Source organism: Nonomuraea bangladeshensis, from assembly GCF_039529455.1.
In the GTDB taxonomy this organism is placed as follows: Bacteria; Actinomycetota; Actinomycetes; order Streptosporangiales; family Streptosporangiaceae; genus Nonomuraea; species Nonomuraea bangladeshensis.
Window position 1 is genome coordinate 563,598 of sequence record NZ_BAAAMV010000005.1, and the last position, 17,340, is coordinate 580,937.

Sequence of the window (17,340 nt, forward strand, 5' to 3'; positions counted from 1 at the left end):
AGGTCAGAAGATGGCATCGAAGGCACCCCAGTTGTTGCCGATCGCGTCACCGGTCCCCGCCTTGAAGCCCCCGCTGCCGTTGCCGAGGTAGAGATGCAGGTCCTTCGTGGCGGAGTTACGGGCGATCACGTCCGCCTTACCGTCGCCGCTGAAGTCACCGGGCGAGAAGATGACGTCGAACGCTCCCCAGTTGTTACCGATCGCGTCACCCGTCCCCGCCTTGAACCCACCGCTCCCGTTGCCGAGGTAGAGGTGAAGGTCCTTCGTGGCGGAGTTGCGGGCGATGACATCGGCCTTCCCGTCACCGTTGAAGTCGCCCGGCGAGAAGATGGTGTCGAAGGCGCCCCAGTTGTTGCCGATGGCGGCGCCTGTGCCCGCCTTGAACCCACCGCTCCCGTTCCCGAGGTAGAGGTGCAGGTCCTTCGTCGTGGAGTTACGGGCGATGACATCGGCCTTCCCGTCGCCGCTGAAGTCGCCCGGCGAGAAGATGACGTCGAAGGCACCCCAGTTGTTACCGATCGCGTCACCCGTCCCCGCCTTGAACCCACCGCTCCCGTTGCCCAGGTAGAGGTGCAGGTCCTTCGTGGCGGAGTTGCGGGCGATGACATCCGCCTTACCGTCGCCGCTGAAGTCACCCGGCGAGAAGATGACGTCGAACGCACCCCAGTTGTTACCGATCGCGTCACCCGTCCCCGCCTTGAACCCACCACTCCCGTTCCCGAGATACAGATGCAGGTCCTTCGTGGCCGCGTTGCGGGCGATCACGTCCGCCTTGCCGTCGCCGCTGAAGTCGGGCTTCGAGAGCGCGTCCACGATGATCTGGGCGTCGGCGGCCTGGACCTGGTAGCGGTCCGGGTAGGCGGACACCTGGACCGCCTGGCACACCTCGCCGACGGGAGCCGTCTTCCAGCTGTCGCCGGGGTAGAGCCTGATCATCTTGTCGAGGAAGGCGTTGGTGGCCCACGTCGGGTTGAGGCGCTGGGCGCTCGTCCCCCAGGAGGCGCGCTGCTGGAACAGGCCGAGGCTGTCGTGGTCGACCTCCTCGCTGATGTTCTGGATGCTGGACTCCACGATGGTCGTGGCGATGGCGATCACCGCGGCTCGGGGGGCCAGGCCGCGGTCACGTACGGCCTTGATCACCATCCGGGCGCAGGAGACCCGGTAGGCGGACATGTAGCCGCGCATCTTGGCGTTGAGTGTGCTGTTGAGCTGGGTGGCCAGAGCCGCGTCGGCCGAGGTCGTGCCGTTGGGGTCGCAGGCGGCGAGCTGGTAGGCCGCGTTGAGGCGCACGGCCGGCTCGGGTTCGGCCGCCATCGCCGGGTACGCCGATAAGCCGAGAACGGTGATGACGGCCGCTGCCGTCATGCCGAGAGGGGTTTTGCGCATGACAGTACTCCAAGGGGAAGTGGGGTTCGGGTCAGAAGATGGTGTCGAAGGCGCCCCAGTTGTTGCCGATCGCGTCACCGGTCCCCGCCTTGAACCCGCCGCTGCCGTTGCCCAGGTAGAGGTGCAGGTCCTTCGTGGCGGAGTTACGGACGATCACGTCCGCCTTACCGTCGCCGCTGAAGTCACCCGGCGAGAAGATGGTGTCGAACGCGCCCCAGTTGTTGCCGATCGCATCACCGGTCCCCGCCTTGAACCCACCACTCCCGTTCCCGAGGTAGAGGTGCAGGTCCTTCGTCGTGGAGTTACGGACGATCACGTCCGCCTTACCGTCGCCGCTGAAGTCACCCGGCGAGAAGATGGTGTCGAACGCGCCCCAGTTGTTACCGATCGCATCACCGGTCCCCGCCTTGAACCCACCACTCCCGTTCCCGAGGTAGAGGTGCAGGTCCTTGGTGGCGGAGTTGCGGGCGATGACATCGGCCTTCCCGTCACCGTTGAAATCGCCCGGCGAGAAGATGACGTCGAACGCACCCCAGTTGTTGCCGATCGCATCACCCGTCCCCGCCTTGAACCCACCACTGCCGTTCCCGAGGTAGAGGTGCAGGTCCTTCGTCGTGGAGTTACGGGCGATGACATCCGCCTTACCGTCACCGTTGAAATCGCCCGGCGAGAAGATGGTGTCGAACGCACCCCAGTTGTTGCCGATCGCATCGCCGGTCCCCGCCTTGAAGCCCCCGCTGCCGTTGCCGAGGTAGAGGTGCAGGTCCTTCGTCGTGGAGTTACGGGCGATGACATCCGCCTTACCGTCACCGCTGAAGTCGGTCGCCGAGGACCCCTGGCCGCAGTTGTTGCTGGTGACGTTGCGCCAGGTCTGGCCGTTGGCCGAGCCGTAGGTGACGCCGTTGAAGGTCGGCCTGACCCGTTCCGAGCCCGCGTACCCCCAGGTCGCCGACCCGCTGCCGTCGGCGTCGTACCCCAGCTCGAAGTGCAGGTGGGGATGTCCGTTGCTGGTCGGGCCGGTCGCGCCGACCCGGCCGATCGACGATCCCATCTGCACCTTCGCGCCGACCGAGACGCTGCGCGACTGCAGGTGCAGGTACGTGGTGAAGTAGCCGCCGCCGTGGTCGATCTGGATCACGTTCCCGGCGTTGCTGTGGTAGAAGGACTGGTTCACCGTGCCGGCGGCCGGCGCGACGAGGAGTGCGCCGTCGGTCCCCTGCTGGTCGGGTTCCCGCACCATGTCGAGCGCGGGAGCGTGCGCCCAGGTGTCCAGCCGCCACTGCTGGCCGCAGGGGAAGGGGAGCTGGAGGTTGGGGGCGGCCATCGCCGGGGTCGCCGCGGCGACCAGGCCGAAGGCGGCGATGAGCGAGGTGGTGACGGCAGCCCTCATGGGCGTGTTTCTGAACATGGCATTCCTCCTGGCGCGGATCGGACGCTCCTCATCGAATCCCGCGGCAGGGAAGCGGACCAGGACGTTCGACCTGACGTTCGTCCTGACGCCCGCCTCAGGTGGTCGGCGCGGGGCCTTCCTGCGTGCCGAGCCGGCGGGCGAGCTCGGCCGCGGCGGGCACTTCCAGCGCCTGGTAGATCTGGTACGCCTGCATGAGCAGCTCCCGCGCGGCGGGATCGCCCTGCTGCTCGCCGGCGTCCGCGAGGGCCACGAGCGTGCGCGCCTGGAGAGCGGGGACCTGCTCGTCGAGCCAATACCGCAGGGACCGGCGGAGGCGCGCGGTGGCTTCAGGGTTGCCCTGGCGGGCCTCGATCTCGCCCAGGCTCAGCTCGGTGAGCGCCAGCCCCCAGCGGTGTCCCTGTTCGCGGAACAGCGCGGCGGCGGCGGTCAGCGCCTGTTGCACCTCCTCCAGCCGGTGCGGCTCGTGCGCCAGCGCCTCGCCCAGCACGCGCAGGCTCTGCGCGGTGCCGATGAGGTCGCCGACCTGCTCGAAGATCGCGGCGGCCTCGCGGGCCGCCGCCTGCGCCTGCCGGGGCCGGTCGCAGGCCCGGAGCGCGCCGGAGAGGCCCCGCAGCGCGTACGCCTCGGTGAACCGCGCGCCGCACGAGCGGGCGATGCTGAGCGCGGAGGTGATGACGTCGACCGCTTCGGCCGTGTCGCCCCGTTCGCGCAGCACGAATCCGAGGCTCGTGAGCGTGAGGGCCCTGGCGAGCGGCAGGTCGGCCTGTCCCAGCCGTTCTGCGGCCGTACGCAGCTCGGCCTCCGCCTCCTGGACCCGGCCGATGAGGCTCAGCATGAAGCCGATCTCCTTGCCGGCCAGAGCGACGCCGGCCAGGTCGCCGATCTCTTCCGCCAGCGTCCGCGCGGCGTTCAGCGCCGACATGGCGGCCTTCGGATCGTCGAGCTCGATGAGGCAGCTGCCGAGCCCGCGCAGCATCGTCGCCTCGCCCGCGCGGTCGCCGGCGCGCCGGCAGGCGGCCTGCGCCGCGCTCACGGCCCGCCGCCAGTCGTCGTAGTAGCCCCGCAGCTCGTAGAAGTCGGCGCTGCAACCGGCCAGGCAGCGCGCGGTCGCGGCGAGACCCGCCTCCGCGCAGGCCGACACCAGCACGGCCAGCGCCTCCCGCTCGGCCTCGAACCACTCGACGGGCCGGTCGGCGACGGCGGCGGCGGCCCGCTGGTCGGTGACGGCCGCCGGATGGTCCCTGTCGTCGAGGTGGAAGCGCAGGCAGTCGAGGTGGTCCTGCGCGTGCCTGGCCAGGGCCAGCCAGCCGGTGGCGGCGCGGGCCAGCGCGGCGGTCCACTCGGATTGGGGAATCGCGGCTTCGCGCCGCTCGCGGGCGTACAGGCGGGTGATGTCGTGGAAGCGGTAGCGCGGCTGGCCGGCCCGGTCGGAGCCGAGCGCCTCCAGCAGCCGCGCGTCGAGCAGCTCTTCGAGCACGGCGGTTCCCGCGGCGGGATCGGCGCCCAGCAGGGCGGCCACCGCCCATTCGGGGAAGGACGGCACCCCCAGCTCGCCGAGCAGCGCGAACGCCCGGGCGGCCGTGGGGGTGAGCCCTTCGTGGGCGAGGTGCAGCCCCGGGCGTACGGCCAGGTCGCCGTGGCGCAGCTCGTTGAGCCGCCTGCGTTCGTCGGCCAGTCGCTCGTTGAGCGCCTCGACGCTCCAGTGCGGACGCGCGGCCAGCCGTGCCCCGGCGATCCGTACGGCCAGGGGCAGCCCGCCGCATGCCGAGACCAGCTCGACGGCCGCCGCGGGCTCCGCCCGTACGCGTTCTTCGCCGGCGACCTGGGAGAGCAGCCGGACGGCCGTCGGACCGGACAGCGGCCGCAGGTCGATGGAGGTCACGCCGGGCAGGCCGGTCAGGGGTAATCGGCTGGTGACCATCATCGCGACGCCCTTGGCCGGCAGGAGCTGCTCCACCTGGCGGTACCCGCCGGCGTCGTCGACGACGAGGAGCACCCGCTGGACGGCCAGCCGGTCCCGGAACAGCGCGGCGCGCGCGTCCACGCCCACGGGCAGCGCCGAGCCGTCCACGCCGAGCGCCCGCAGCCACTGGGCCAGCACCTCGGCGGGGTCCACGGGGTCGGCGGTGCCGCCGCGCAGCGCCGCGTAGAGCTGCCCGTCGGGGAACCACGACGCGAACCGGTGCCCCGCGTGCACGGCCAGGGCCGTCTTGCCGACGCCGGGCGGCCCGGAGAGCACCGCCAGCCTCGCGTTGTGGTTGCCCGGGTCGAGGACCGAGGCCAGGAGGGCGAGCTCGTCGTCGCGGCCGACGAAGTCGGGGGCGTCCGCGGGGAGCTGCCTGCACGTCGAGCCGGCGTCGGGGACGCTCTCGCCCGCGGGTTCGCGGTCCGTCCGGCCGGCGCGGCTCGCCCAGAACAGCGTGTGACCGGCCGCGATGAACTCCTCCCGCTCCTCGCCGTCCAGGTCCAGCGCCGTGGCCAGCTGCTCCAGCGAGCGGGGGCGCGGGCTGCGGCCGCGGCCCCGTTCGAGTTCGGCGACCGAGCGGGAGCTGATGCCCGCACGCTCGGCGAGCGCTTCTTGGGTGAGCCGGCGGCGGAGCCGGTGGGATCGAAGCAGCACGCCGAACGCGTCCCCCACGTCTTGCGCCTCCCGTGTTGGCGTCTGTGAGGGTCCACACCATATGTCGTGATCAACGTCCGGCTCAATGTCCGCTCCAACGTCGGGGTGAACGTCATGGTGCGGTGATCGCGGGTCGGCTTTGCTGAGGACGGCCGGGCCGGGCAGGGCGTCCGGCCGGACAGAAGGAGGGTCCCTGTGAAGGGAAGCATCGTGGCGGCGCTCGCCGCCGGGGTCGTGCTGTGCGGCCTGCAGGCGCCGGCCCGCGCGGACACGCCCACGCTCTTCGGCGCCTCCGTCCATCAGTCGCCGGGGCAGACGTTCGCGGCGGCGCTGGCGGGCACCGACGCCGCGTACGGCACTCCCCCGGCGCTGCGGGTCTTCTACTCCGGCGCCCCGGGGGCGTGGACCGACGCCAAGCTCAACACTCCGGGCCGGGCGACCATCGTGTCGTTCAAGTACCCGCCGAAGGACGTGCTGGCGGGCAAGCACGACGCGTATCTGCGCGCGTGGTTCGCGAGCGCGCCGCGCGACCGGGACGTCTTCTGGTGCTTCTACCACGAACCCGAGAACGAGATCCAGGACGGGCTGTTCACGGCGGCGGACTACAAGGCGGCGTGGAGACGCATCGACGGCCTCGCCGACGAGGCGCGCAACGCCCGGCTGTCGGCCACCACGATCCTGATGGACTGGACGCTCAGCCCGAGCAGCGGCCGGCGCTGGCAGGACTACTACCCCGGCTCCTCGTACGTCGACGTCATGGCCTGGGACGTGTACGGCTTCGACGAGGCGAAGTCCGAGACGATGGCCGCGCACGACGCGAGCCGTCCGGGCCTGGAGGTCGCCCGGTCGCAGGGCAAGCCGTACGCCGTCGCGGAGCTCGGCGTGCGGGACCACGCCAATCGTCCCGCGATGCTCCGGGACATCGCGAAGTGGATGCGGAACACGGCCGACGCCCGCTTCGTCACGTACTTCGACGCGTACGGCTGGCCGGAGTACGCCCTGAACGGCGACGACGCGAGCGTCCAGGCGTGGCGCGGCGCGGTGACCGGCACGCTGTTCGCCGGCACTCCTGCGCTGACCACGTCCGCCGGTCCGGCGGCGCCGACCTCGACCTCCATCGAGTGGACGACCCTGGTGGACCCCGCCCAGAAGAGCGGGTGGGTGTCGTGCGCGTCGTGGACTCCCGCGACCGGCGGCAATTTCTCCGAGGGACCGCGCCGCCACGTCACCGGCAATCCCGAGACGGTCACGTGCACGAGAGGGAACCTCCTGCCGAACACGGCCTACCGGGCCCGGCTCAAGTGGTGGGACGCCGAGACCGGCGGAACGCTGCTCCACGCCGGCAACACCGTCGACCAGACGACCGCCCCGGCCTGACCGGCAGGGGGATCGCCGCCGCTCCTCAGAGCGGGCAGACGACGTCCGGCAGGCCCGGCGGGAGGCCGCGGCGCTCGTCCTCGCTGAGGTCGCGGCCGATGACGGCACACAGGTGGGATTTCCACAGCTCGGGATCGAGCCGGATCAGGCTCACGACCCGGTTGTCGCTCCTCAGCAGCGTCCTGCCGTCGTCGGTCGAGGCGAGGAACTGCTGCTTGGCGGCGAAGGTGTAGGTGGTCATCTCGACGGTGTCGGAGTCGAGCACGCGCATGAACCGCACAGACGGCCCATAAGCCAGGAAAAAACCTGGATTGCCGGACTCGTCCTCTTCGAGGATTCCCAGCGAGGATCCGTTGACATCCAGGGGTCCGAGCGGGCCCAGGATCCTGCGCGTTCGCTCGCGGTCCCGCACCGACCACAGCTCGATCATGCCGCCGGGGGTCAGCACCATGGCGTAACGGCCGCCGCGCTCGACCGCCGCCGTGACGATGGGGGTGCCCAGATTGATCCGCAGGGCCGGGTCCTCGGTCCGCCCGGCCAGGTCGACGGCGCGGAGAGTGTGCCTGGCCACGTCCGTGACCTGCACGTATCCGAGCCGGCTGTGCCGCTGCACGTGGAACTCCCCGAGGCCGGGAAACAGGTCGCGGAGGTCGAGCGGGTCGGAGAGCCGGCGGCCGTCGCGGGCGTTCCAGTGCTCGATCACAGTGCCGGAGACCGTCACCAGGTCGTCGTCCCCGCGCTCGTTCCTGATGAAGAAGAAGCGCACCCGGTCCCTGCTCCCGTCCTTGAGCAGCGGAGGCGGGCGGGTCGTGACCCGGGTCACCACGCGCAGGCCCGGCAGGCCGTAGACCGTGATCCTGTTGTGGTCGTCCACCTCGGCCACGTCGGCCGCCAGAGTCTGGGCGCGGTTGACCGCCAGGATCAGGTTCGGGTCGCTGGGGGCGGGCGGGATGGGGGTCTCGGCGAGTGTTCTCTCCTCGCCTTCGGTCTCCATGACGATCAGCCGGTCCGCGGCCTCCCCACCGTCCTTTCCGACGCGGACCAGCATCGCGCGCCCCCGGTCGATCAGCACCGGCGGGCTGAACGACCCGAGCCCGGAGTCGGCGGCCAGCCGCCAGCCCGTCACGCCGGCCTCCGCGCGGTGCACCACCACCGGATGGGCGGCCGCGTCCAGGAGCGGACCGAGCTTGCCCGTGTAAGCGGGGAGGTCAGGGCCGAGGAAGCGGCGCGGCGGCGTCCCTTGCCTGGTGCCGAGGAGCGTCCACTTGCCGGTGCCCTCGTGGAGCGCGACGTTCTCCCCCGTCCGGTCGACAACGGGCCGCCTGCACCAGTTCAAGCTGCCCGGAGGTGTGTAGCGGGTCAGTTCCCGGCCGTCGGACACCCTGATCGCCCGGTAGACGGCCGTTCCCCCCTCGGAGGGCTTCCGGCACACCACGAGGACGTTGCCGTCGGCCGACACCTCGGCCTCCAGCGCGCCGCCCGCCGGCACGTCACGGCGGTCCTCCAGCTCCCTCACGGCGCCGGTGCGCAGGTCGAGCGAGACCAGAGGGCGCGCTTCGTCCTTCGGCGCGCCCACCAGTGTGCTCTCGTCCGCGCCGAACCACACCTGGAGCAGGCGGGGAAACCGCCCCGGTAGGTCCTGGAGCCGCTCGGCGGCGAGGTTCCACACGCGCAGCTGCCCGTCGAACGTCACCGTGGCGATCCGCTCGGCGCCCGGCGAGAAGGCGACGATGTTGTAGCTGCCGCTCTGCCCGCCCAGGGTGAACTTCCGCAGGGCCGCGCCGGGCAGCGAGTGCGCGGGGCCCACGACGATCTCGGACGCGGTGTGCCGGACGTCGTGCCAGATCATCTCGCCGCTCCCGTCCGGCATGTACGCGATGCGCCGCCCGTCCCTGCTGACCAGTGGGAAGGTCGGGTTGCCCGGGACGGCGAGATGCCTGCGCAGCACCCGACCGCCGGCCTGGCGGACCGACAGGACCGCGCGGCCGCGCCGGGTCGAGGCGAGGGTCACCGTGGCGTCGGCGCTCATCGTGGCGTTCAGTATCGGCCCCTGGAAGCCCGTCACCGTCCAGGCGGCCTGCCTGAGCTGGTCATAGCGCTGGAGCAGGGCGTTCCTGGCCTCCTGCGTCGGCGAGAGCTCGTACGCGGCGACGGCCGCCAGGGCCGCCAGCCCCGGGTCGTCCTCGACCATCTCCTTCGTGAAGCCGGCCAGCATCTGTGACTTGTTGTCGTCCGCCTGCTTGGCGCTGACCCCCAGCTGGTTGACGAGGGAGGTGGCGAGGACCACGAACGTCGCGGCCACCAGGGCCAGCGCCGCCCGCCCCGCCCGCCTGCGCCGCCGCAGCGTCCGGCTCCGCTCCCGGGCCTGGGCCAGGAACTCCCGTTGCTCCCCGGTCAGGTCGTCCTCGCGCTCGCCCAGCCAGTGGCCGGCCAGCAGGGACTCCGCGACCGGCAGCAGCGCCGGCGACCGCCCGCCGTGCTGCCAGCGCCGCAGCTCGTGGGCCAGCTCCGCCTGCCCGGCCAGGAACTTCCTGTCCGTCTCCACCTGCTCGCGCAGCGCCGGCCACGCGGTGATCAGCGCCTCGTGCGCGAGCTCCGCGCTCTCACTCTCGCCCTCGCCGCCGCGCAGCACCAGCAGCCGCCGCCCGGCGAACGCCTGCGCGAGCTCCCACTGCCGGTCGTCCACCTCGTCCCTGGTGAGCCTGCGGCGCAGCAGGGTCTGGCTGCCGGGCAGCATCCGCACCAGTTTGGTCAGCAGCAGCCGCGCCGCCTCCTCCTTGTCCGGATCGCGGGCGATCAGGTCGCGCCAGGCACGCTCGGCGTGGTCCTCCAGCGCGCCCGACACACCCCCCATCCGCTTGTAGGCCGCGTACCGCAGGTAGCCGCCGTCCTGCTGGTCCCATAGCTGGCGCAGGACGAAGTTCAGCAGCGGGAGGACGCCGGGCTCCTCGCCGGCGTCGTCCAGGATGCGCCGGACCAGCCCCTGCTCGTACGCCACGGCCGGCAGCCGCTCGACGGGTCTGGTGATCACCTCTTCGAGCTGACCGGCGGACATGGGAGCGAGCGGCATCGTCGTGCCGCCTAGCAGCGCGGGGCCCAGCCGAGGGTGCCGCAGGACGGCGTCCACCAGGTCGGAGCGCAGCGTGACCAGGATGCGCACGCCGCCGATCGGACCGCCCCGCGGGAACAGCAGGCCGGTAAGCTCGTCGAGCTCGGCCGGGGTGCGGTTGAGCAGCGCCTCGGCCTGGTCGAGGACGACGACCGTGCCGCCGGGGGCGCCGCCGCGGATTCGGTGAAGGGTGTCCGCGAGCCCCCGGCCGGTGAGCCACTCGTCGATCACACTGGCGCTGTCCACGCGGGCGGGGCCGTACCGGCCGGACCGGACGGCCTCGTACAGGGAGGTCGCCAGCGCGAAGCGTACGGAGGAGACGCCGCCGGCGTTGAACACGAACGCCTCGTCCCCGTCCGCGCGGATCCTCGGCACCACCCCGGCGCGGGCCAGCGAGGACTTGCCGCAGCCCGAGGGGCCGTAGACGGTGACGGTGCGGGCGGCGGAAAGGGCCGTGACGACGGCCTCGACGTCCTCCTCCCGTCCGAAGAAGACGCCGGCGTCGCTCTCCTCGTACGACTCCAGACCGCGGAAGGGCGAGGGCGGGCGGAGCACGGGGCCGAGTACGGGGATCTCGCGCACTATGGTCCTGGTGTGCATCGCGTACGCCCGCTGCACGTCACCGACCGGCTGCGCGGCCACCAGCAGGCCGATCACGGCGTTCAGCCCGTCGTGCCAGACGGGGGCGCCGCTGAAGCCGGGCGTGACGTACACGGCCTGCCCGTCGGCTCTCGACAGCTCCAACCAGCCCTCACCGGTCGGGCCGCTGAGCCTGCCCGCGAACCAGGTGCCGCCCGGCGCGTGCCGGGGGAATCCCACCGCGAGCACGTCGCCGCCCCGCACCCGTCCTGGATCGGCCATGGGGAGCGGGCGGACGTCGACGATCGGCTCCGGCAGTCGCAGGACGGCGAGGTCACCGGTGCGCTCGGGGGCCCTGATCGGCACCCAGTGCTCGACCAGGGCAGGCCACGCCGGGCGCCCGCCACCGTCGATCGGAGGCTCGGACAGCGCGAACTCCACCGTGACCGCCGTCCCCTCGGCCACGGGCTCCTCGCGGGGCCGCTCCAGCGCGTCCGACACCACATGGGCGCAGGTCAGCACGAGGTCGGCGGTGATGAGAAAGCCCGCGCCCCCCGTCGTGCCGCGCGGCCCCCTGACCTGGACGACCGCCCCGGCCATCGCTTCGTAAGGGTTGCCGGACCACGTCCGCGTGGTGTCCGCCACCGAGTCCTCCTGCCGGCTCAGTCCTCGCCGGGCCGCTCGCCTCGTCTCCACGTCAAGCTCACCGAGAAGTTGGCCTCGGTCGCCGTGCTCGCGATGACGACATCCGCCTCGGCCGAGAGCGAGACCCCGAACTCCAGCACCATCTCGTCCGGCGCGTGGGCGAGCCCCTGGAAGCGCGTGACGAAGCTCTCCGCGACGGGGCGGACGGTCTCCAGCATGCGCCCGAGCGAGCGTTCCGCCCGGACGACGGTGTTGGCGGCTCTGCCCACTCGTACGAGGGTTTCGTCCACTTCGCGAATCTGGACCCGGACGAATTCGCCGTCACCCACCGGAACTTCCACCGTGCGCACAGAACGATCACTCATCGATGTCCCCTTCGTCACGGCCAGTGATCGGCTCCCGGATGCCGACACGATAGAACAGATCCGGCACGTCCGGCCGGGCAATCTGCCGATCCGGCAGGAATCAGCGCTTGGCGCTCCGCCGTCCCAGGACGAACACGATCGTGCCGATCGAGGCGAACACCACGCCCAGCCCGCCGGTGATCACCGGGGCCAGGTAGGCCGACCAGAACGTGGAGATCCGCGCGTCGGACGGGTCGTCGGGGTCGTAGGCGACGGGCACGCCCTCGCCTTGCCTGTAGGCCGGCGGGTTGTTGCCGGTGGAGCTCTGGAACGAGTACCGCCTGCCGTCGACGGTGAACTCCACGGTCGGGTACCACGTGGTGCTGCGGCGCGTGTAGCCGTCGGAATCCCGTGACGTGGTGGTCCGCGGGGTCAGCCCGGTCACGGTGCCCTCCGTCCGCTGGGCCGAGGCCAGGAAGCTCGCCGTGGAGGCGGCCAGTGCGAGGGTGACGCCGAGCAGGATCAGGCCGACCAGGGCGAAGATCGCGCCGATGAGGGTGAGGGGCCGTCCGTTGTGCATGGGACGAGTGTCCCAACACGTACGGTCAGGCGTGGGAGCGGGCGGCGGCGGCGACGCGCTGGATGGCGCGGACGGCGAGGTCGGGCTGGTCGAGGTAGATGTAGTGCGCGCTCTTCGCGGCCGTGCTCAGCTTGGCGCGCTTGGACAGGGCGAGCCACTTGCGCTGGCCGGCGGACCACGCCCGCTCCAGGCGGGGGCCGTACTGGGGGACGGCGGCCGCGAGGTACTGCTTGCCGTGCTGGACGACCTCCACGGGGATGTTCCCGGCGGAACGCACCTTGCCGTCGGCGATGACCAGCTTCTCCGGGTTGGCGCCCTGGAAGACGGCGAGGTTCTGCGCGCGCAGCTCGGCCGCCTGGCCCTTCGCGGACGCCGGGATGGCCTTCTTGACGTCGGCGAGCATCGTCGGCGACGTGGCGTCCAGCAGCACCACGCCCTTGACCCGGTCGCGGTGCTCGGGGGCGTACCTGGCGGCGATCAGGCCACCGAGCGAGTGCCCGGCGAGCACCACCGGCCGGTCGCCGGCGACCCGGTCGAGCACCCCGGTGAGGGTCTTGCCGACGGCGGCGAAGTCCTGCTGCCCGGCGGGGGCGTCGCTCGCGCCGGCGCCGAGCCGGTCGTAGGAGCAGACCCGGTTCTTGCCGCTCAGGGTCTTCTGGAGCGGGGCCAGCTTGTCCAGCCCGTCGCCCAGCCCGGCCAGCAGGACGATGACCGGCGCGCCCTTCGCCGAGCGGCCCGAGCAGGACACGTTCACCGACCGGCCGCCGACCTTGATCTTCTGCGGGCCCGAGGAGGCGGCGAAGGGGTCCCAGTTCTCCAGGGAGGTGTTCGCCAGCGGGTCCCATTCGGCGGCCGGGGCGGCCGACGCGGCCGGGGCGCCGGCGATCCCCACACCGACGACGGTGCAGCACAGGGCGGCCACGGCGGTTGCCTTGAACGTGCGGAGCATGCTGTTCTCCAGGTGATCTCGGGGAGCGGTTCGAACCGCTGCTGTCACATCGAGAACGTTAGGGAACGGGCGCCCCCCGGGTCGTCACCGCACGGTGGACATCCGCCGGTAGCTCTCACGGGGGACAGCAGGCCGGCGGGCTCTAGTCGGCGGTGGCGGCCAGGTCGAGGGTGACGGCCAGGTCGCGCAGGCACTCCTCGAAGACGGGCTCGGCGTCGGTGTAGGCGAAGTCGAGCTGGTGCAGGACCTCCATGCACAGCAGGCCGTACAGCCTGATCCAGCAGGACAGGAAGACGTGCGCGGCTTCGGGCGGGAGCCGCCCGTCGATGGACTCGGAGTAGGCGATCAGCTGCTCGCGCTGGGACGCGGGCAGGGCGGCGAGGTCCGGCACCGGGAACTTCCGCGTCCGCCACAGCTCGGCGACCAGGTCCAGCAGGACGTACTCGAACCGGAGTGCGGCCTGGTGGCGGCTGGAGTCGGGCCGCCGGTCCGGCGGGGCGACCGGGTTGGCGAAGATCCAGCCGAACTCGGCGGGATGGGCGACGGCCCAGGCGCGCATCGCGCGGCAGGCGGCCAGCAGGCGCTCGCCGGTCGGCGCGTCGGCGTGGGCGTCGCGGCCCTGCTCGACGGCGGCGGTCAGCTCGCGGAAGAAGCCCGCGGTCACCGCGCCGACCAGCTCGTCGTGGCCGGAGTAGTAGTGGTAGAGGGCCGGGCCGCTCATGCCGACCTGCCTGGCGACCGCGTTGACGGTCACGGCGGCCGAGCCCTGCTCGACCAGCAGTTTGCGCGCGGCCGCGTGGATCTCCTCCAGCGTGGCCCGGCGCAGCCTCTCCCGCCTGTTGCCGGTCTTCTGGGACATCGTCGCTCCTCCCGCTGTTGTGCCGTTGACATTCTATTGCATCTATGTTTGCTTAATAGCTCTAAATAACTTAGAGACAGTAAGGAGCGGGACGTGCTGCGCGACCATCTGTCAGGCAAGTACGCCAGGGAGGCCACCGTCACCGTCACCGAGCAGGTGACGCCCACCGTCCGCCGGATCCGGCTGGAGACGGACCGGCCCGTCGAGTTCCCCTACACCCCCGGCCAGCACATCAGGATCCAGCTCATGGACCCGCTCTCGGTGCCGGGAATCCTCCGCCCGGGAGAGACGCTGCGGACGTACACGATCTGGGACCTGGACGCCGGCAGGACCGGCATCGAGCTGCGCGTCCACCTGTACGACGGCGACGGCATCGGGCTGCGATGGGCGCGGAAGGCCGCGCCCGGGGAGCGGGTGACGTTCTGGTGGCCCCAGGGCGACTTCTTCACCCGGGAGGCGGCCTACCACGTGTTCGTCGGGGAGGAGACGGCCGCCGCCGCGTTCGGGCCGATGCTCCGGGCACTGGACGCCGCCGCCGAGGTGCACGGGGTGCTGGAGAGCGAGGCCCCCGAGCACGACCTGCCCATGCCGGACGTCGCCCGGCGGGTGCGCCGCGTCCACCGCCGCGGCGCGCCCGCCACCGCGTCGGCGGTGCTGCTCGGCGCCGTGGCCGAGCTCGACCTGCCCGGCAACGCCGGCGCCGCGTACGTGGCCGGGGAGGCGAGGACCTGCCGCCTCGTCCGCGACTACCTCGTACGCGAGCGCAACTGGCCACGGACCTCGATCAAGGTCAAGCCGTTCTGGACCCCGGGCAAGCGGGGCCTGCACTGACCGTCAGCCGGCCTCCTCCCGCTGGCTCAGCACGCTGGACAGGAACGCCCTGGTCCGTTCGTGGCCGGGGTTGGCGACCAGCTCGGCGGGCGGGCCGCTCTCGACCACGACGCCGTCGGCGAAGAACGTCAGCCGGTCGCCGACCTCCCTGGCGAAGGCGATCTCGTGGGTGACCACGACCATGGTCATGCCGTCGGCGGCGAGACCGCGCATGACCTCAAGCACCTCGTCCACCAGCTCGGGGTCCAGCGCCGACGTGGGCTCGTCGAACAGCATCAGCTCCGGGCTCATCGCCAGCGCCCTCGCGATGGCGACGCGCTGCTGCTGGCCGCCGGAGAGCTGGTGGGGCCGCTTGTGGGCGTGCTCGGCGAGGCCCACCCGCTCCAGGTGCTCCATCGCCGACCTCCGCGCCCGCTCGGCGGGCAGGCCGAGGACGTGGACGGGCGCGCAGGCCACGTTCTCCAGCGCGCTCTGGTGGGCGAACAGGTTGAAGCGCTGGAACACCATGCCGATCCTGCGGCGGAAGGCGGCGAACTCCTTGGGGGACCACGGCCGGTAGCGCCCCTCGTGGAGGCGGTGGCCGACCTCCTCGCCGAGCACCCGCAGGCTGCCGCCGAGCACCGGCTCCAGCCCGTTGACGCAGCGCAGGAAGGTCGACTTGCCCGACCCCGACGGCCCGATGACGCAGCTCACCTCGCCGGGCGCGACGGCGAAGTCCACGCCGTTGAGCACCTGCGTGTCGCCGTAGCTCATGCGCACGCCCGTGGCGTGCACGACCGGGGTCACGCCGCCGCCTTGGACAGGAGCCGGACGCTCCGCCCGCCGCGGACCAGCCGTACGGCGTCGGCGCCGAAGCGCCGCTCCAGCCTGCTCTGCAGGAAGGTCGCGATGGCGGTCATGAGCATGTACCACAGGCTGGCCACGATCAGCAGCTCCATGATCAGGTTGTTGGCCTTGTAGATCTGGCTGGCGTTCGTCATCAGGTCGTGCCCGGCGACCACGTACACCAGCGAGGTCGTCTTCAGCATGGAGATGAACTCGTTGCCGGTCGGCGGGATGATGATGCGCAGCGCCTGCGGCAGCACGATCACCCGCATGCGCTTGGCCGGGGTCATGCCGAGCGCGTACGCCGCCTCCGTCTGCCCCTTGTCCACGGCCTGGATGCCGGCCCGCACGGTCTCGGCGAAGTACGCCGCCAGGTTCAGCCCGAGCCCCAGCATGGCCGCGGTGAAGCCGGTCATCACCTCGTTCGTGTCCCACTTGACGCCGATCATGGTGAACGGGATCTTGAGCACCAGCTCGGGGAACAGGAACGCCAGGTTGTACCAGAAGATGAGCTGCACCAGCACCGGCGTGCCGCGGAAGAACCAGATGTAGAGCGTGGCGAGCCCGCTCAGCACCGGGTTGTGCGACAGCCGCAGGATCGCCATCCCCACGCCGAGCACCAGCCCGAGCACAGTCGCCAGCACCGAGATCTCGATGGTGACCCAGATGCCGTCCAGGATGCGGTCGTTGAACAGGTATTCGGCGACCTTGTCCCAGTGCAGGCGCGGGTTCACCACCATCACGTAGACCAGCCAGCCGGCGACCGCGATCGCGACGGCCGCGGCCGCGAGCCGGCCCCAGTGCCGGGTCCTGACGACCGGGATGCGCTCTCCGGAGGGCCCGGTGAAGGGTTCCGTGCGCATGCTCACTTACCGCCGTTGATCACCGCGGACTGGACGGCCAGCTTGTCCAGGTTCCACGCGGCCAACAGCTTGCCGTACTCGCCGCTCGCGATCAGGGAGTCGAGCGCGCCCTTCACCGAGTCGATGAGCTGCTGGTTGTCCGGCTTCATGCCGATGCCCCACGGGCTCTCGGTGCCCTCCAGGGCGAGCGCCTCGATGTCCAGCTTGGGGTCGTCCAGCTTGTACGCCGCCACCACGTAGTCGGTGATGGTGGCCTGCGCCCGCCCGCCGGTGACCTGGAGCATGGCCTCCTGGTCGCCGGGGAACTTCAGCAGGTTCACCGGCTTCTTGCCGGACTTGTCGCAGTCGGCGGAGTACTGCTCGGCCAGCTCCATCGACGAGCCGTTGTCGACCACGGAGACCGTCTTGCCGCACAGGTCGGCCGGGCCCTTGATCCCTGCCGGGTTGCCCTTCTTGACGATCATGCCGGCGCCGGCCTGCACGTAGTCGACGAACGTGACCTGCTTCTGCCGCTCCGGCGAGTCGGTCATGGAGGAGATGACGAAGTCGTAGCGGCCGGTCAGCACGCCGGGGATCTGGGAGTTGAACTCCTCGTCGGTGATCGTCACCTTGACGCCGAGCTTCCTCGCGATGGCCCTGGCCAGCGCCGGGTCGAAGCCGATCGCCGTCTTGCCGTCGCTCGCGTACAGCTCCATGGGCGGGTAGCCGATCGAGCTGACCACCTTCAGCCCGTCGGACTTGAGCTTCGCGGGCACCTTGGCGGCCAGGCTCTCGTCCGGCGTGATGGCGTTGATGACGTCGGCGGCCTTCTCCTCGGCGGGCGCCTGGTCCAGCGTGACCGCGGGCGCGCCGCCCCCGGACTCGGTCCCGGTCGAGCCTCCGTCCAGGGACTGGGCGCCACAGGCCGTGGTGGCGGCCAGCAACGCGCCGGCGGCCAGGACGGTGATGGTACGGATCTTCAC

Annotated in this window: 13 protein-coding genes; 2 read left to right on the forward strand and 11 right to left on the reverse strand. The window is 71.5% G+C overall.

Annotated elements, in window-relative coordinates; translation table 11 throughout:
* Positions 1-3: 3 nt before the first annotated feature.
* The 3 genes from ABD292_RS18525 to ABD292_RS18535 form a co-directional block, all read right to left on the reverse strand.
* On the reverse strand, positions 4-1,386 hold the full coding sequence (locus tag ABD292_RS18525) for an FG-GAP repeat domain-containing protein (protein WP_344208715.1): 1,383 nt from the start codon (positions 1,384-1,386) through the stop codon (positions 4-6).
* Positions 1,387-1,417: 31 nt separating this feature from the next.
* Positions 1,418-2,776, reverse strand: coding sequence for a VCBS repeat domain-containing M23 family metallopeptidase (locus tag ABD292_RS18530; RefSeq protein ID WP_344208717.1), 1,359 nt, complete (start codon positions 2,774-2,776; stop codon positions 1,418-1,420).
* A gap of 115 nt (positions 2,777-2,891) precedes the next feature.
* Entirely contained in the window at positions 2,892-5,435 is a 2,544-nt protein-coding gene (locus tag ABD292_RS18535; RefSeq protein ID WP_344208719.1) for an ATP-binding protein, read from the reverse strand.
* 177 nt (positions 5,436-5,612) lie between these two features.
* Here ABD292_RS18535 and ABD292_RS18540 point away from each other — a divergent pair, with 177 nt between their 5' ends.
* A complete protein-coding gene (locus ABD292_RS18540) occupies positions 5,613-6,794 on the forward strand; it encodes a glycoside hydrolase family 26 protein (protein ID WP_344208721.1) in 1,182 nt (393 codons plus the stop codon).
* 25 nt (positions 6,795-6,819) lie between these two features.
* Here the strand turns inward: ABD292_RS18540 and ABD292_RS18545 are convergent, their stop codons facing one another.
* From ABD292_RS18545 to ABD292_RS18565, 5 genes are all read right to left on the reverse strand, one after another.
* Positions 6,820-11,127, reverse strand: coding sequence for an nSTAND1 domain-containing NTPase (locus ABD292_RS18545; RefSeq protein ID WP_344208723.1), 4,308 nt, complete (start codon positions 11,125-11,127; stop codon positions 6,820-6,822).
* A gap of 17 nt (positions 11,128-11,144) precedes the next feature.
* Positions 11,145-11,492, reverse strand: coding sequence for a CU044_2847 family protein (locus ABD292_RS18550; RefSeq protein ID WP_344208725.1), 348 nt, complete (start codon positions 11,490-11,492; stop codon positions 11,145-11,147).
* Between the two features lie 100 nt (positions 11,493-11,592).
* On the reverse strand, positions 11,593-12,051 hold the full coding sequence (locus ABD292_RS18555) for a DUF3592 domain-containing protein (RefSeq protein ID WP_344208727.1): 459 nt from the start codon (positions 12,049-12,051) through the stop codon (positions 11,593-11,595).
* Positions 12,052-12,076: 25 nt separating this feature from the next.
* Positions 12,077-13,000: an alpha/beta fold hydrolase gene (locus tag ABD292_RS18560; protein WP_344208729.1), complete on the reverse strand. Its 924-nt coding sequence runs from the start codon at positions 12,998-13,000 to the stop codon at positions 12,077-12,079.
* Between the two features lie 142 nt (positions 13,001-13,142).
* Positions 13,143-13,859 (reverse strand): TetR/AcrR family transcriptional regulator, encoded by a 717-nt coding sequence (locus ABD292_RS18565; RefSeq protein WP_344208731.1) that lies wholly within the window; start codon positions 13,857-13,859, stop codon positions 13,143-13,145.
* Between the two features lie 93 nt (positions 13,860-13,952).
* Here ABD292_RS18565 and ABD292_RS18570 point away from each other — a divergent pair, with 93 nt between their 5' ends.
* Complete coding sequence (locus tag ABD292_RS18570) at positions 13,953-14,690, forward strand: siderophore-interacting protein (protein WP_344208733.1); 738 nt, start codon at positions 13,953-13,955, stop codon at positions 14,688-14,690.
* Positions 14,691-14,693: 3 nt separating this feature from the next.
* Here ABD292_RS18570 and ABD292_RS18575 read toward each other — a convergent pair whose 3' ends face one another.
* The 3 genes from ABD292_RS18575 to ABD292_RS18585 are packed head-to-tail and all read right to left on the reverse strand — an operon-like array spanning position 14,694 to position 17,340.
* The gene (locus ABD292_RS18575; RefSeq protein WP_344209107.1) at positions 14,694-15,443 is read right to left on the reverse strand and encodes an amino acid ABC transporter ATP-binding protein; all 750 of its coding nucleotides are present in this window, start codon (positions 15,441-15,443) and stop codon (positions 14,694-14,696) included.
* A 29-nt stretch (positions 15,444-15,472) separates the two neighbouring features.
* Positions 15,473-16,378, reverse strand: coding sequence for an amino acid ABC transporter permease (locus ABD292_RS18580; protein ID WP_344208735.1), 906 nt, complete (start codon positions 16,376-16,378; stop codon positions 15,473-15,475).
* A gap of 2 nt (positions 16,379-16,380) precedes the next feature.
* Positions 16,381-17,340: an ABC transporter substrate-binding protein gene (locus ABD292_RS18585; RefSeq protein WP_344208737.1), complete on the reverse strand. Its 960-nt coding sequence runs from the start codon at positions 17,338-17,340 to the stop codon at positions 16,381-16,383.